12 protein-coding genes are annotated in these 14408 nt (G+C 64.5%); 8 read left to right on the forward strand and 4 right to left on the reverse strand.

Annotated elements, in window-relative coordinates; all coding sequences use genetic code 11:
• The first annotated feature begins 57 nt into the window (after positions 1-57).
• Together prpF and prpD are read left to right on the forward strand one after the other, a co-directional pair.
• Positions 58-1248, forward strand: coding sequence for a 2-methylaconitate cis-trans isomerase PrpF (prpF, locus tag DN387_RS16920; protein WP_054915693.1), 1191 nt, complete (start codon positions 58-60; stop codon positions 1246-1248).
• Between the two features lie 51 nt (positions 1249-1299).
• Entirely contained in the window at positions 1300-2784 is a 1485-nt protein-coding gene (prpD, locus tag DN387_RS16925) for a 2-methylcitrate dehydratase (RefSeq protein WP_054915694.1), read from the forward strand.
• Between the two features lie 71 nt (positions 2785-2855).
• Here prpD and acnB read toward each other — a convergent pair whose 3' ends face one another.
• Entirely contained in the window at positions 2856-5465 is a 2610-nt protein-coding gene (acnB, locus tag DN387_RS16930; protein ID WP_054915695.1) for a bifunctional aconitate hydratase 2/2-methylisocitrate dehydratase, read from the reverse strand.
• Positions 5466-5871: 406 nt separating this feature from the next.
• Here acnB and DN387_RS16935 point away from each other — a divergent pair, with 406 nt between their 5' ends.
• Positions 5872-6339 carry a DUF1289 domain-containing protein gene (locus DN387_RS16935; RefSeq protein ID WP_043863069.1) on the forward strand — a complete coding sequence of 156 codons (468 nt, stop codon included), beginning with the start codon at positions 5872-5874 and terminating at the stop codon, positions 6337-6339.
• A gap of 84 nt (positions 6340-6423) precedes the next feature.
• On the opposite strand, the gene DN387_RS16940 is transcribed toward DN387_RS16935, so the two are convergent.
• A complete protein-coding gene (locus DN387_RS16940) occupies positions 6424-7290 on the reverse strand; it encodes a universal stress protein (RefSeq protein ID WP_054915696.1) in 867 nt (288 codons plus the stop codon).
• Positions 7291-7449: 159 nt separating this feature from the next.
• On the opposite strand from DN387_RS16940, the gene miaE reads away from it, so the two are divergent.
• The 5 genes from miaE to DN387_RS16965 all read left to right on the forward strand — a co-directional run bounded on the left by miaE (position 7450) and on the right by DN387_RS16965 (position 12930).
• Positions 7450-8055 (forward strand): tRNA-(ms[2]io[6]A)-hydroxylase, encoded by a 606-nt coding sequence (gene miaE, locus DN387_RS16945; RefSeq protein WP_043863067.1) that lies wholly within the window; start codon positions 7450-7452, stop codon positions 8053-8055.
• Between the two features lie 191 nt (positions 8056-8246).
• Positions 8247-8720 carry a MarR family winged helix-turn-helix transcriptional regulator gene (locus DN387_RS16950; protein WP_054915697.1) on the forward strand — a complete coding sequence of 158 codons (474 nt, stop codon included), beginning with the start codon at positions 8247-8249 and terminating at the stop codon, positions 8718-8720.
• Complete coding sequence (locus tag DN387_RS16955) at positions 8717-10183, forward strand: efflux transporter outer membrane subunit (RefSeq protein WP_054915698.1); 1467 nt, start codon at positions 8717-8719, stop codon at positions 10181-10183. The genes DN387_RS16950 and DN387_RS16955 overlap by 4 nt, the downstream gene beginning before the upstream one ends.
• An 18-nt stretch (positions 10184-10201) precedes the next feature.
• Positions 10202-11404 (forward strand): HlyD family efflux transporter periplasmic adaptor subunit, encoded by a 1203-nt coding sequence (locus DN387_RS16960; protein WP_043863064.1) that lies wholly within the window; start codon positions 10202-10204, stop codon positions 11402-11404.
• A complete protein-coding gene (locus tag DN387_RS16965) occupies positions 11401-12930 on the forward strand; it encodes a DHA2 family efflux MFS transporter permease subunit (protein WP_043863063.1) in 1530 nt (509 codons plus the stop codon). Before DN387_RS16960 ends, DN387_RS16965 begins: the two co-directional genes overlap by 4 nt.
• Positions 12931-13057: 127 nt before the next feature.
• Here the strand turns inward: DN387_RS16965 and lpxH are convergent, their stop codons facing one another.
• Positions 13058-13780, reverse strand: a complete 723-nt coding sequence (gene lpxH, locus DN387_RS16970) for a UDP-2,3-diacylglucosamine diphosphatase (RefSeq protein ID WP_043863062.1) — start codon at positions 13778-13780, stop codon at positions 13058-13060.
• Positions 13777-14280 carry a peptidylprolyl isomerase gene (locus tag DN387_RS16975; RefSeq protein WP_043863061.1) on the reverse strand — a complete coding sequence of 168 codons (504 nt, stop codon included), beginning with the start codon at positions 14278-14280 and terminating at the stop codon, positions 13777-13779. The genes lpxH and DN387_RS16975 overlap by 4 nt, the downstream gene beginning before the upstream one ends.
• Positions 14281-14408 lie beyond the last annotated feature (128 nt).

Below are 14408 nucleotides of genomic sequence, written 5' to 3' on the forward strand. Positions count from 1 at the left end.
GGTCGAGCCCGCTCCCACAGAGCAGGTGGCTCGATCACATTACAGGACAAGATTTCCATGCCACACGTACCCCAGATCAGAATCCCCGCCACCTACATCCGTGGCGGCACCAGCAAAGGCGTGTTCTTCAACCTCGAAGACCTGCCCGAAGCCGCCCAGCTCCCCGGCGCCGCGCGCGATGCGCTGCTGCTGCGGGTTATCGGCAGCCCCGACCCCTACGGCAAGCAGATCGACGGCATGGGCGGGGCCACCTCCAGCACCAGCAAGACGGTCATCCTGTCGCGCAGCATCAAGCCCGGGCACGACGTCGACTACCTGTTCGGCCAGGTCGCCATCGACAAGGCCTTCGTCGACTGGAGCGGCAACTGCGGCAACCTCTCGGCGGCAGTCGGCTCGTTCGCCATCAGCGCCGGCCTGGTCGACGCCAGTCGCATCCCGCGCAATGGTGTGGCTGTGGTGCGCATCTGGCAGGCCAACATCGGCAAGACCATCATCGCCCACGTACCGATCACCGAAGGCGAAGTGCAGGAAACCGGCGACTTCGAACTCGACGGCGTGACCTTTCCGGCCGCCGAGGTGCAGCTCGAATTCCTCGACCCGGCCGCCGACGAAGACGGCGCGGGCGGCTCGATGTTCCCCACCGGCAACCTGGTCGACGACCTGGTGGTGCCCGGTGTCGGCACCTTCAAGGCAACCCTGATCAACGCCGGCATCCCGACCATCTTCATCGACGCCCAGGCCCTGGGCTACACCGGCACCGAGCTGCAGGACGCAATCAACGGCGACCCCGAGGCCCTGGCGCGTTTCGAAACCATTCGTGCCCACGGCGCCGTGCACATGGGCCTGATCGAGCACGTCGAGCAGGCCGCGCAGCGCCAGCACACGCCCAAGGTGGCGTTCGTGGCAGCGCCGGCCGACTACCAGTCCTCCAGCGGCAAGACCGTGGCAGCGAGCGATATCGACCTGCTGGTGCGTGCGTTGTCGATGGGCAAGCTGCACCACGCGATGATGGGGACGGCAGCGGTGGCCATCGGCACCGCGGCGGCCATCCCCGGCACCCTGGTCAACCTTGCTGCCGGTGGCGGCGAGCGCAGCGCCGTGCGCTTCGGTCACCCCTCGGGCACCTTGCGCGTGGGCGCCGAGGCGCGCCAGGTGAATGGCGACTGGACCGTTACCAAAGCAATCATGAGCCGCAGCGCTCGCGTGCTGATGGAGGGTTGGGTACGCGTACCTGGCGATACCTTCTAGAGGCAGCGGTGCTCGGCTCTCCTTTCACCCCATGTGAACAGAGAGACGACAATGAGTGCCAATGTTGACCTGAACGACCGCCCCGACTACGACCGGGTCCTGCAGGACATTGCCGACTATGTCCTGCACTTCAGGGCCGAGCCGGGGGAGGCGCTGGACACGGCGCGCAACTGCCTGATGGACACCCTGGGTTGCGGCCTGCTGGCGCTGCGCTTTCCCGAGTGCACCAAGCACCTGGGGCCGCTGGTGGAGGGTACCGTGGTGCCCCATGGCGCGCGGGTGCCCGGCACCGCGTACCGCCTCGACCCGGTCAAGGCGGCCTGGGACATCGGCTGCATCGTGCGCTGGCTGGACTACAACGATACCTGGCTGGCCGCAGAATGGGGTCACCCCTCCGACAACCTCGGCGGCATCCTCGCGGTGGCCGACCACCTCTCGCAAAAGCGCGTGGCCAACGGCGACGCGCCGCTGACCCTGCACGCGGTGCTCGAGGCCATGATCATGGCTCACGAGATCCAGGGCGTGCTCGCGCTGGAAAACGCTTTCAACCGGGTGGGCCTGGACCACGTGCTGCTGGTCAAGGTCGCATCCACGGCGGTGTGCGCCCGGCTCATGGGCGCCAATCGCGAGCAGTTGCTGGCGGCCCTGTCCCAGGCCTTCGTCGATGGCCAGGCGCTGCGCACCTACCGCCATGCCCCCAATGCCGGCTCGCGCAAGTCGTGGGCGGCCGGTGATGCGTCGAGTCGCGGGGTGCGCCTGGCGGACATCGCCCTGCGCGGCGAGATGGGCATCCCCGGCGTGCTCACCGCGCCGCAGTGGGGCTTCTATGACGTGCTGTTCAGCCATACCAACAAGGACCTGGCGCTCAAGCCCGAAGGCAAGCGCGAATTCAGCCTGTCGCAGCCGTTCGGCAGCTACGTGATGGAGAACATACTGTTCAAGATCAGCTTCCCGGCCGAGTTCCATGCCCAGACTGCCTGCGAGGCGGCGGTGACCCTGCATCCACAGGTGCGCAATCGCCTGCATGAAATCGAGCGCATCGTGATCACCACCCATGAGTCGGCGATTCGCATCATTTCCAAGGTCGGCACGCTGGCCAACGCGGCGGACCGGGACCACTGCCTGCAGTACATGACGGCGGTGCCGCTGATCTTCGGCAACCTGGTGGCCGAGCATTACGAAGATGATTTTCATGCGGCGCACCCGACCATCGACCGCTTGCGCGAGAAGATGGTGATCGTCGAAGACCCGCGTTTCAGTCGCGAGTACCTGGAGGCCGACAAGCGCTCGATCGCCAACGCGGTGCAGGTGTTCTTCACCGACGGCTCGAGCACCGAGCAGGTGGTGGTGGAGTATCCCATCGGGCACCGGCGCCGGCGCGCCCAGGGCATCCCGCTGCTGGAGGACAAGTTCAAGGCCAACCTGGCGACGCGGTTTACTGCGCAGCGTTCGGCCGAGATCCTTGCGTTGTGCAAGGATCAGGCGAAGCTTGAGGCGACGGCGGTGCATCGGTTCATGGATCTGTTCGTGATCTGAGGGGCGAAGCTTTTCAGAAGACAACAAAAAGCCCCGCCAATTGGCGGGGCTTCTTTTCACGCTAAGTCAGCTTACGCTTGAACGACCGGGATATTGGCGTTCGCAGCGGCTTCACGGAACTCGGCGATCTGGTCGAAGCTCAGGTAGCGGTAGATGTCGGCAGCCATGCTGTCGATATTCGCCGCGTACTCCATGTACTCCTCGACGGTTGGCAGCTTGCCCAGGATCGAGGCAACGGCAGCCAGTTCGGCGGAGGCCAGGAACACGTTGGCACCATCGCCCAGACGGTTCGGGAAGTTACGGGTCGACGTCGACACAACGGTCGAGTTCGGCTCTACACGTGCCTGGTTACCCATGCACAGCGAGCAGCCCGGCATTTCCATGCGCGCGCCAGCCTTGCCGTAGATGCCGTAGTAGCCTTCCTCGGTCAGCTGGTGAGCGTCCATCTTGGTCGGCGGCGACAGCCACAGACGGGTTGGCAGCTGACCCTTGACCTTGTCCAGCAGCTTGCCGGCAGCGCGGAAGTGACCGATGTTGGTCATGCACGAGCCGATAAACACTTCGTCGATCTTCTGGCCCTGGACGCTGGACAGCAGGCGAGCGTCGTCCGGGTCGTTAGGAGCGCAGAGAACCGGCTCCTTGATATCGGCCAGGTCGATCTCGATGACTTCGGCGTACTCGGCATCGGCGTCGGCCGACAGCAGCTCGGGTTTGGCCAGCCAGGCTTCCATTGCCTGGGCACGGCGCTCCATGGTGCGCGCATCGCCGTAGCCTTCGCTGATCATCCAGCGCAGCAGGGTGATGTTCGACTTCAGGTACTCGGCAATGGCTTTTTCAGGCAGCTTGATGGTGCAACCGGCAGCCGAACGTTCGGCCGAGGCGTCGGACAGTTCGAATGCCTGTTCCACGGTCAGGTCGTCCAGGCCTTCGATTTCCAGGATGCGGCCGGAGAAGGCGTTGATCTTGCCCTTCTTCTCGACGGTCAGCAGGCCTTTCTGGATGCCGTAGTAAGGGATGGCGTGAACCAGGTCACGCAGGGTGATGCCTGGGTTCAGCTTGCCCTTGAAGCGCACCAGTACCGACTCCGGCATGTCCAGTGGCATCACGCCAGTGGCAGCGGCGAAGGCGACCAGGCCGGAACCGGCCGGGAACGAGATGCCGATCGGGAAACGGGTGTGCGAGTCACCACCGGTACCGACGGTGTCCGGCAGCAGCATGCGGTTCAGCCAGCTGTGGATGATGCCGTCGCCTGGACGCAGGGACACGCCGCCACGGGTGCGGATGAAATCCGGCAGGGTGTGGTGGGTGGTCACGTCGATCGGCTTCGGATAGGCCGCGGTGTGGCAGAACGACTGCATGACCAGGTCGGCCGAGAAGCCCAGGCACGCCAGGTCTTTCAGTTCGTCACGGGTCATCGGACCGGTGGTGTCCTGGGAGCCGACGGTGGTCATCTTCGGTTCGCAGTAGGTGCCAGGACGAACGCCCTTGCCCACTGGCAGGCCGCAGGCCTTGCCGACCATCTTCTGGGCCAGGGTGTAGCCCTTGCCGGTGTCGACAGGTGCTTCAGGCAGCTTGAACAGGTCGGTCGGGCCCAGGCCCAGCTCGGCGCGCGCCTTCTCGGTCAGGCCACGGCCGACGATCAGCGGGATACGACCACCGGCGCGGACTTCGTCCAGCAGCACGGGGGTTTTCATCTCGAAGGTGGTGATGACTTCGTCGGTACCGTGCTTGCACACCTTGCCGGCGTGCGGGTACAGGTCGATCACGTCGCCCATGTGGATGTTCGACACGTCGAATTCGATCGGCAGCGCGCCGGCGTCTTCCATGGTGTTGTAGAAGATCGGGGCGATCTTGGAGCCGAAGCAGAAACCGCCAGCGCGCTTGTTCGGCACGTAAGGGATGTCGTCGCCGAAGAACCACAGCACCGAGTTGGTCGCCGATTTACGCGAGGAACCGGTACCGACCACGTCACCGACGTAGGCGATCGGGAAGCCTTCGTTGCGCATCTGCTCGATCTGCTTCATCGGGCCGATGGCGCCTTGCACGTCCGGCACGATGCCGTCGCGGGCCATTTTCAGCATGGCCAGGGCGTGCAGCGGGATGTCAGGGCGCGACCAGGCGTCCGGAGCAGGGGACAGGTCGTCGGTGTTGGTTTCGCCGGTGACCTTGAAGACGCGCAGGCTGATCTTGTCGGCCAGGGTCGGACGCTTCTTGAACCACTCGCCGTCAGCCCAGGACTGCAGTACCGCCTTGGCGTGAACGTTGCCGTTCTTGGCTTTTTCGGCCACGTCGTGGAAGGCGTCGAACATCAGCAGGGTGTGCTTAAGCTGTTCGGCGGCAACGGCGGCCAGTTCGGCGTCGTCCAGCAGCTCGACCAGGGTGGCGATGTTGTAGCCGCCCTGCATGGTGCCCAGCAGTTCAACGGCGCGCTGCTTGCTGATCAGCGGGGAGGTGGCTTCGCCCTTGGCGACCGCCGACAGGAAACCGGCCTTGACGTAGGCGGCTTCGTCCACTCCTGGTGGTACGCGGTTGGTGATCAGGTCGACGAGGACGGCTTCTTCGCCAGCGGGGGGATTCTTCAGCAGCTCGACCAGGCCTGCGGTTTGTTCGGCGTTAAGCGGCTGGGGCACGATACCCTGGGCGGCACGCTCTTCGATGTGTTTGCGGTAGGCTTCAAGCACAGTTATTACCCTCATCAGTGGTCCCAAATGGGTGTCCGGGACGCTCATCCAGAATGGCCGGCACCCATGCGCAATACGGCTTTTTGAGCCGCGTAGCCAGGGTTGCAGGACATCCTTACAGAAGCTGCTTTCAAAGTTTTACGCCTGTAGAACGGAGGCTGATGAGGGCTGGCGCGGTGCATTCGATGTTCGAATACCCCGAGCCAACGCCGTTCTACCGGATCAACTGTGCTCGTGACGCTTTGAAAACAGCTTCTAACGGACATTGCTGCCTTAAAAAGGCCGGGTGATTCTACGGTAAAAACGCGCCAAAGGTAAGGCGATTGCAACGACTTTACGGCGTGACCCCCGTTAGACAAAGGGCTAACATGGCCGTCTGTTCCATCGCCATGCCGTTGAATCTTTCATGTCCAATCAGTCAATAAAAACGCCTTGTGTCGGCCTGTGTTCCACGGTTTACGGGGACCTGGTGTGTCGCGGGTGCAAGCGTTTTCACCATGAGGTGATCCACTGGAACGGCTACAACGACGATGAAAAGCGTGCGGTGTGGCTGCGCCTGGAACACCTGCTGGTGCAGGTGATGGCGGCCAAGCTGGAGGTGTTCGACGCCGACAAGCTGCGCGGCCAGCTGGAGCTGCGCAAGATTCGATTCGTGCCGCATCAGTCCGAGTATTGCTGGGCTTATCAGCTGATTGCGCGGGGTGCGCGGGTGATTCGCGAGCTGGAAGCGTACGGGATGGTGCTGCTGCCGGAGTTTCGCGACTGGGAGCTGCCCGAGCTGCGCGATGCCATCGATCGGGAATTCTTTCTGTTGTCCGAGGCGCATTATCAGCGCTACATCGCGCCGGGCTTTCTCAAGGATGCGCTGGGTTAAGCGGTGTTCCCATCGCGGGTCACGCCCGCGCCCACTGGATCACCGCTTACCCTGTGGGCGCGGGCTTGACCCGCGATGGGGTCTTCAGCCTCTGGCCAGCTCGTCCAGGTGCTTCACCTGGTCCTCGGTCTTGAGCACCAGCACATCGCATTCCAGCGAATCGAGCACCACCTCGGCGGTGTTGCCGATCAGCGCACCGGTAATCCCGCTACGCCCCACCGTACCCATCACCGTCACCACGGCTTCGTACTTTTTAGCCGTGTGCGGAATCAGCACGTCCGCCGGGCCTTCGGCCACATGCAGGCGATCGTCGGCGATATCGAATTCGGCCTGGAACGCAGCGCATTCGTCGCGGTACTTCTTCTCGATGGTGTCCTTGAGCTGGTACACCGGGTCCGCCGCCGAGAGCATGGGCGAGGGGTGGGCGCTGATCACGTGCAGGTTGCCCTTGGCCACGCTGGCAATGGCATAGCCGTGGTCGATGATGCTGGCGTGCAGCTTGCGATGCTCCTCATCGTCGTTGCCCACGTCCACCGCCGCCAGAATCACGCCACCGGTCCAGGGGCGCTCGGTCTTGACCATCAGCACCGCGCACGGGCACTGGCGCAGCAGTTTCCAGTCCGAAGGCGTCAGCAGGAACTTCTTCAGCGCGTTTTCCGGTCGGTGTTCCTTGATCACCAGCTCACAGCCTTCGGCTTTCTGCACGTCGATGATCGACTCGTGCAGGGTGTCGTGCCAGGCCTGCTCATAGGTGACATTGTCGTAGCCATCGTCGTGCAACTGGCTGGCGAGCAGGCTGAGCAGGGCACTGTGGTCCTGCTTCTTGTCGCACATCAGCAGGTGCAGGCGTGCCTTGGTGACGCCGGCGATCAGCTTGGCGCGGGTCAGGGCCTTGCTGTGGGCGTGGTCGGGGTCGAGCACCACCAGGATGCTGCGAACTTCTAAAAGCATGAGGGAGAACTCCTTCGACAATGGCATGCGATGCCTGACTATAGTCGGCGCCCCGGATGCGGTGGATGTTGATATGCATCAAGCATAGTCACTGGTGATCGCCACTGCCGCCGGTATAATCGCCGGTCTTGTCGACACCCCATGCCCGTTTGTGAGCCTATGTCCCTTATTCCCGAAATCGAAGCCTTCCTCGCCTGCCGCACCCCGGATGCCTGGGTCGATGCCGCCCTGGCCGACCAGGAGACGATGCTGATCGACCACAAGAACTGCGAGTTCAAGGCCGCCAGCACGGCGCTGAGCCTGATTGCCAAGTACAACACGCATGTCGACCTGATCAACATGATGTCGCGCCTGGCCCGCGAGGAGCTGGTGCATCACGAGCAGGTGCTGCGCCTGATGAAGAAGCGCAAGGTGGCCTTGCGCCCATTGTCGGCAGGGCGCTATGCCTCGGGGCTTCGCAAGGTGGTGCGCGCGCACGAGCCGGTGAAGCTGGTGGACACGCTGGTGGTCGGCGCGTTCATCGAGGCGCGCAGCTGCGAGCGCTTTGCTGCGGTGGTGCCGCACCTGGACGAGGAACTGGGCAAGTTCTACCACGGGCTGCTCAAGAGCGAGGCGCGCCATTACCAGGGGTACCTGAAGCTGGCGTACCAGTATGGCGAGGCGGCGGATGTGGAGCGCACCGTGGAGCGGGTGCGCGAGGTGGAAGCCGAACTGATCACCACGCCGGACGTGGAGTTTCGCTTCCATAGCGGCGTGCCGGCCTGAAAGCATCGCGGGCCAAGCCCGCGCCCGCAGGCTGATGACCCATCCTGTGGGAGCGGGCTTGGCCCGCGATACGGGCGCCGCAAGACCTCCTTTTGTCGGCCAAATAGAAAGCAAGCTAATTAATGCTTGGCCATTCGCTGCCTGGGCAGTAATATCTGCGGCATCCACTGCCTAAGCAGGTATCTCCCTTCATGCAGCACTTCACCCCCGAAAACTTCCAGTCCTGCACCATCGGCATGCTCCTGGGGCGCGCCGCACTGGTGAAGGACCGCATTCTGGACAGCCACCTGCAGGACTTCGGCGTCACCGCCGCGCAGTTCAAGGTGCTGATCATCGTGTCCCAGTACGGGGTCGATACCCCCGCCGAACTGTGCCGTTTCCTCAGCCTGGACAGCGGGTCGATGACGCGCATGCTCGATCGTCTGGAGCAGAAGGGCCTGATCGCCCGCAGCCGCTGCCCGCAGGACCGGCGCCAGGTACGTCTGGAGCTCACCGCCGATGGCGATGTGCTGGCCGGCCAGTTGCCCCAGATCGGTGCTTCGGCGATGAACGAGCTGGTTGGCGTGCTGGCCCCGGACGAGCTCAAGACCCTGGAAAAGATCCTGGCCAAGGTGCTGCTGGCGGCCGGCGATGCCGTCACCGCTCTGCGCGTGGAGGCCCAATGAAACCACGAGCCCTGCGTGCCGGTGCAAGCCTGCTGGTGCTTGCCCTGAGCCTGGCCGGTTGCGCCAACTACAGTGGCCTCGATACCCAGGGCCGGCGCCTCGGCGCCGCCGACCTGCAGGCTGGCAAGACCCTCGGCGGCGTTGCCCTGTCGCCTGCGGCCTGGCCCAAGGGCGACTGGTGGACCCGCCTTGGCGACCCGCAACTGAACAGCCTGATCGGCGAGGCCTTGCGCGACAGCCCCGACATGCAGGTTGCCAGCGCTCGTGCCCATCAGGCCAGCGCCGCAGCCTACGCTGCCGACGCCGAGCGCATGCCCACGCTGGATGCCAGCGCCGGGATCAGCCGCTCGCGCCTGGCCCGTGACCAGGACCCGACGGGGCAGGGCGGCAGCTACTCCACCCTGCGCAGCCTGAGCGCGACCTTCAACTACACCTTCGATCTCTGGGGTGGGCAACGCGATGCCTGGGAAGCCGCCCTGGGCCAGGCCCGTGCCGCCGAGGTGGACCGCCAGGCCGCACAACTGACCCTGGCCGCCGACGTTGCCCGTGCCTACAGCCAGCTGGGCCAGGCGCACATCGTCAATGACCTGACCCAGGAAGACCTCAAGCGTACCCGCCAGATGCTCGAACTCAGCCAGCGCCGGCTGGCCTCGGGTATCGACAGCCAGTACCAGCTGCAGCAGACCGAAAGCCTGGAGGCCAGCTCCCAGGAGCAGGCCATCAATGCCCAGAAGCAGCTACGCAGCGCGCAGATCGCGCTGGCGGTGCTGCTGGGCAAGGGCCCCGACCGTGGCCAGCAGATCGCTCGCCCCAATGTGCTCAAGCCTGCTGCGGTGGCGCTGCCCTCGGTGCTGCCGGCCGAGTTGCTGGGCCGGCGTCCGGACCTGGTGGCCGCGCGCTGGCGGGTCGAGGCGGCGAGCAAGTCGATCGATGCGAGCAAGACACGCTTCTACCCCAACCTCAACCTGAGCGCCGCCGCCGGCACCCAGGCACTGCTGGGCGATGCGATTTTCGGCGCGCCGAGCCGCTTCTTCAACATCGCCCCGACCGTGTCGCTGCCGATTTTCGACGGCGGGCGCCTGCGCGCCGACCTCGATGCCCGTGATGCCGACTACGACCTGGCCGTGGCGCAATACAACAAGAGCCTGGTGCGTGCACTGGGCGAGGTCAGCGACAGCATCGACCAGTTGCATGCACTGGGCCAGCAGATTGCAGCCAAGCAACGTGCCACCGACATCGCCCAGCAGTCCTACGACACCGTGATGCAGCGCTATGGCTCCGGCATCGGCAACTACCTGGATGTGCTGAGCATCGAACAGCAGCTGCTGCAGTCGCAGCGTCAGCTGGCCGAACTGAACGCCGAACAGATCGACCTGTCGATCCAGTTGATGCAGGCGCTGGGGGGCGGCTACCAGGCCGACACCCAGGCCGCCGCATTGCCCTCGACTTCCCGCAATCAATAAAACGCCAAGGTATTTCTCATGGCCACTGCATCCTCCCCGGACACTGCCCCTACCGAGCAGGACCTCAACAATCAGCGCAAGCGCAAGACGCTGCTGCTCGGGCTGCTGGTGCTCGTACTCGTGCTTGGCGCCGGTGTGTGGGCCTGGCACGAGCTCTACGGGCGCTGGAGCGAAAACACCGACGACGCCTATGTGAACGGCAACGTGGTGGAAATCACCCCGCTGGTCACCGGCACCGTCACCAGCATCGGCGCCGACGATGGCGACCTGGTGCACGCCGGCCAGGTGCTGATCCAGTTCGACCCGAGCGACACCGAGGTCGGCCTGCAGAGCGCCGAGGCCAAGCTGGCCCGCGCCGTGCGCCAGGTGCGTGGGCTTTACAGCAACGTCGACGGGCAGAAGGCCCAGGTGGCGGCGCGCAAGGCCGAGCTGCAGAAGGCCCAGGAAAACTACAACCGACGCAAGACCCTGGCCGCCGGCGGGGCGATCTCGCAGGAGGAGCTGTCCCACGCCCGGGACGACCTGGCATCGGCACAAAGCGCGCTGAGCAATGCCCAGCAGCAGCTCAACACCACCACCGCGCTGGTCGACGACACCGTGGTCTCCTCGCACCCCGAAGTGCAGGCTGCCGCCGCCGACCTGCGCCAGGCCTACCTGGACAATGCCCGCACCACCCTGGTGGCGCCGGTCACCGGCTATGTGGCCAAGCGCACGGTGCAACTGGGCCAGCGCCTGCAGCCGGGCACCGCGACCATGGCGGTGATTCCGCTGGATCAGCTGTGGATCGACGCCAACTTCAAGGAAACCCAGCTGCGCAACATGCGTATCGGTCAGCCGGTGGACATCGTTGCCGACCTGTACGGCAGCGACGTGAAGTACAGCGGCACCATCGACAGCCTGGGCGCCGGTACCGGCAGCGCCTTCGCCCTGCTGCCGGCGCAGAACGCCACCGGCAACTGGATCAAGATCGTCCAGCGCGTGCCAGTGCGGATCCACATCAACCCCGAGCAACTGGCCGAACACCCGCTGCGGATCGGCCTGTCGACCCAGGTCGACGTCGACCTGCACGACCAGAGCGGCCCGGTGCTGGCGCAACAGCCGCCGCAGAAAGCCTCGTTCGCCACCCAGGTGTACGACCGCCAGCTGGTGGAGGCCGATACCCTGATCGCGCGCCTGATCCATGACAACAGCGCCGCCAGCGGCAAGACTGCGCAGCGATGAGCGGGCAGGCTTCGTTCACCCCGCCAAGCCTGCTGCTGACCACCATCGGCCTGTCGCTGGCGACGTTCATGCAGGTGCTCGACACCACCATCGCCAACGTCGCCCTGCCTACCATCTCCGGCAACCTGGGGGTGAGTTCGGAGCAGGGCACCTGGGTCATCACCTCGTTCGCGGTGAGCAACGCGATAGCCTTGCCGCTGACCGGCTGGCTGAGCCGGCGCTTCGGCGAGGTGAAGCTGTTCATCTGGGCCACGCTGCTGTTCGTGCTGGCGTCGTTCCTGTGCGGTATCTCGCAATCGATGCCCGAGCTGGTCGGCTTTCGCGTGTTGCAGGGCGTGGTGGCCGGGCCGTTGTACCCCATGACCCAGACCCTGCTGATTGCGGTGTACCCCCCGGCCAAGCGGGGTATGGCCCTGGCGCTGCTGGCGATGGTCACGGTGGTGGCGCCGATTGCCGGGCCGATACTCGGTGGCTGGATCACCGACAGCTACAGCTGGCCGTGGATCTTCTTCATCAACGTGCCGATCGGCCTGTTCGCTGCCGCCGTGGTGCGTCAGCAGATGCGTACCCGGCCGGTGAGCACCAGCCGCCAGCCGATGGACTACATCGGGCTGCTGAGCCTGATCGTCGGGGTGGGGGCATTGCAGATCGTGCTCGACAAGGGCAATGACCTGGACTGGTTCGAGTCCAGTTTCATCGTCATCGGCAGCCTGATTTCGGTGGTGTTCCTGGCGGTGTTCATCATCTGGGAACTGACCGACAAGCACCCGGTGGTGAACCTGCGCCTGTTCGCCCACCGCAACTTTCGCATCGGCACCATTGTGCTGGTGGGCGGGTATGCGGGGTTCTTCGGCATCAACCTGATCCTGCCGCAATGGCTGCAGACCCAGATGGGCTACACCGCCACCTGGGCGGGGCTGGCGGTGGCGCCGATCGGCCTGCTGCCGGTGCTGATGTCGCCGTTCGTGGGCAAGTACGCGCACAAGTTCGACCTGCGTGTGCTGGCGGGGCTGGCGTTCGTGGCAATCGGTGCCAGCTGCTTCATGCGGGCAGGGTTCACCAACGAGGTGGACTTCCAGCACATCGCCCTGGTGCAGCTGTTCATGGGTATCGGCGTGGCGCTGTTCTTCATGCCCACCTTGAGCATCCTGCTTTCGGACCTGCCGCCGCAGCAGATCGCCGACGGCTCGGGGCTGGCGACCTTCCTGCGGACCCTGGGCGGCAGCTTTGCCGCGTCGCTGACCACCTGGATCTGGATTCGCCGGGCCGACCAGCACCATGCGTACCTGAGCGAAAGCATCAGTACCTATGAGCCGGCCACCCGTGACATGCTCGGCCACCTGGGCGGGGCGAACGGGCAGTCGTATGCGCAGCTGGAGCAGATGCTCAACAGCCAGGCGTACATGATGTCGACGGTGGATTACTTCACGTTGATGGGCTGGGTGTTCGTCGGGCTGGTGCTGCTGGTGTGGCTGGCCAAGCCGCCGTTCGCGGCCAAGGCCGGGCCGGCGTCGGCCGGGCATTGAGCCACAGCGTCAGCGCGCTGCGCTGACATCGCGGGTCAAGCCCGCTCCCACAGGTACATCAATGATCATCAGAGCAATGATCTACCTGTGGGAGCGGGCTTGACCCGCGATAGGGCCCGCACGGCCTTCAGGCAAAGTCGAAGGGGGCCAGCTGGAACCCTTGTTCATCCACCTGCAGCGCCCACCCCTGGCGATCCCAGTCGCCCAGCACGATACGCCGCGCCGGCGCATCGCCCACCATCAGCTTGTGGATCGCCGGGCGATGGGTGTGCCCATGCACCAGGGTGCGCACGCCATGCTGCTGCATCACCCGCGGTACCTCCTCGGGCGTCACATCGACAATGTCATTGGCCTTCATGCGCGTCTGCGCGCGGCTTTCGCTGCGCAGCTTGCGCGCAAGCTTGTGCCGCGTACGCAACGGCAGGTGGCGCAGCACCCACAGGCTCACGGGGTTGCGCAGGTAACGGCGCAGCTTCATGTAGCCTTCGTCACGGGTGCACAGGCTGTCGCCATGCATCAGCAGCACCGGCTCGCCGCCCAGCTCGACCACGCTGGGGTCGGGTAGCAGGGTGGCGCCTGCGGCCTTGCAGAACGCCTGGCCGATGAGGAAGTCGCGGTTGCCGTGCATCAGGAACACCTGGGTGCCCGTGTCGCTCAGCGCACGCAAGGCCTGGCAGATCGAGGCCTGGTAGGGCGTCATGGCATCGTCGCCTATCCAGGCCTCGAAAAAGTCCCCGAGAATGTACAGCGCTTGCGCGCTGCGGGCACGGGTGGCCAGCAGATCAAGAAACGCCCGGGTAATGTCCGGGCGTTCTTCTTGCAGGTGCAGATCGGAGATCAGCAGTATCACCCAATGATCTCGGCTTTCTCGATGATCACGTCTTCGGCTGGCACGTCCTGGTGGCCGGCTTTGGAACCGGTGGCAACGGCCTTGATCTTGTCGACCACGTCGGTGCCTTCGGTGACTTTGCCGAACACTGCATAACCCCAGCCCTGCACGTTCTTGCCGCTGTGGTTGAGGAAGCTGTTGTCGGCGACGTTGATGAAGAACTGCGCCGAGGCCGAATGCGGCTCCATGGTACGGGCCATGGCGATGGTGTACTTGTCGTTGCTCAGGCCGTTGTCGGCTTCGTTCTGGATGCTCGGGCGCTTGTCTTTCTTCTCTTTCATGCCCGGCTCGAAACCGCCGCCCTGGATCATGAAGTTGCCGATGACGCGGTGGAACACGGTGTTCTCGTAGTGACCGGCTTTGACGTACTCGATGAAGTTGGCCACGGTGATCGGGGCTTTCTCGGCGTTCAGCTCGATGACGATGTCACCGTGATTGGTGGTCAGTTTGACTTGGGTCATGCTCAAATTCTCGCTTTTCAGGCATTCAAGAAATGGGTGCGCAGGATCGCGTAGTAACCCTGACGCACAGTTTACAGGCCACGATACGCACGTCACGGCAGTTTTTTTGCCCGGTCAGCCGAATATAG

This window comes from Pseudomonas sp. FBF18 (genome assembly GCF_024261405.1).
Classification (GTDB): Bacteria; Pseudomonadota; Gammaproteobacteria; order Pseudomonadales; family Pseudomonadaceae; genus Aquipseudomonas; species Aquipseudomonas palmensis.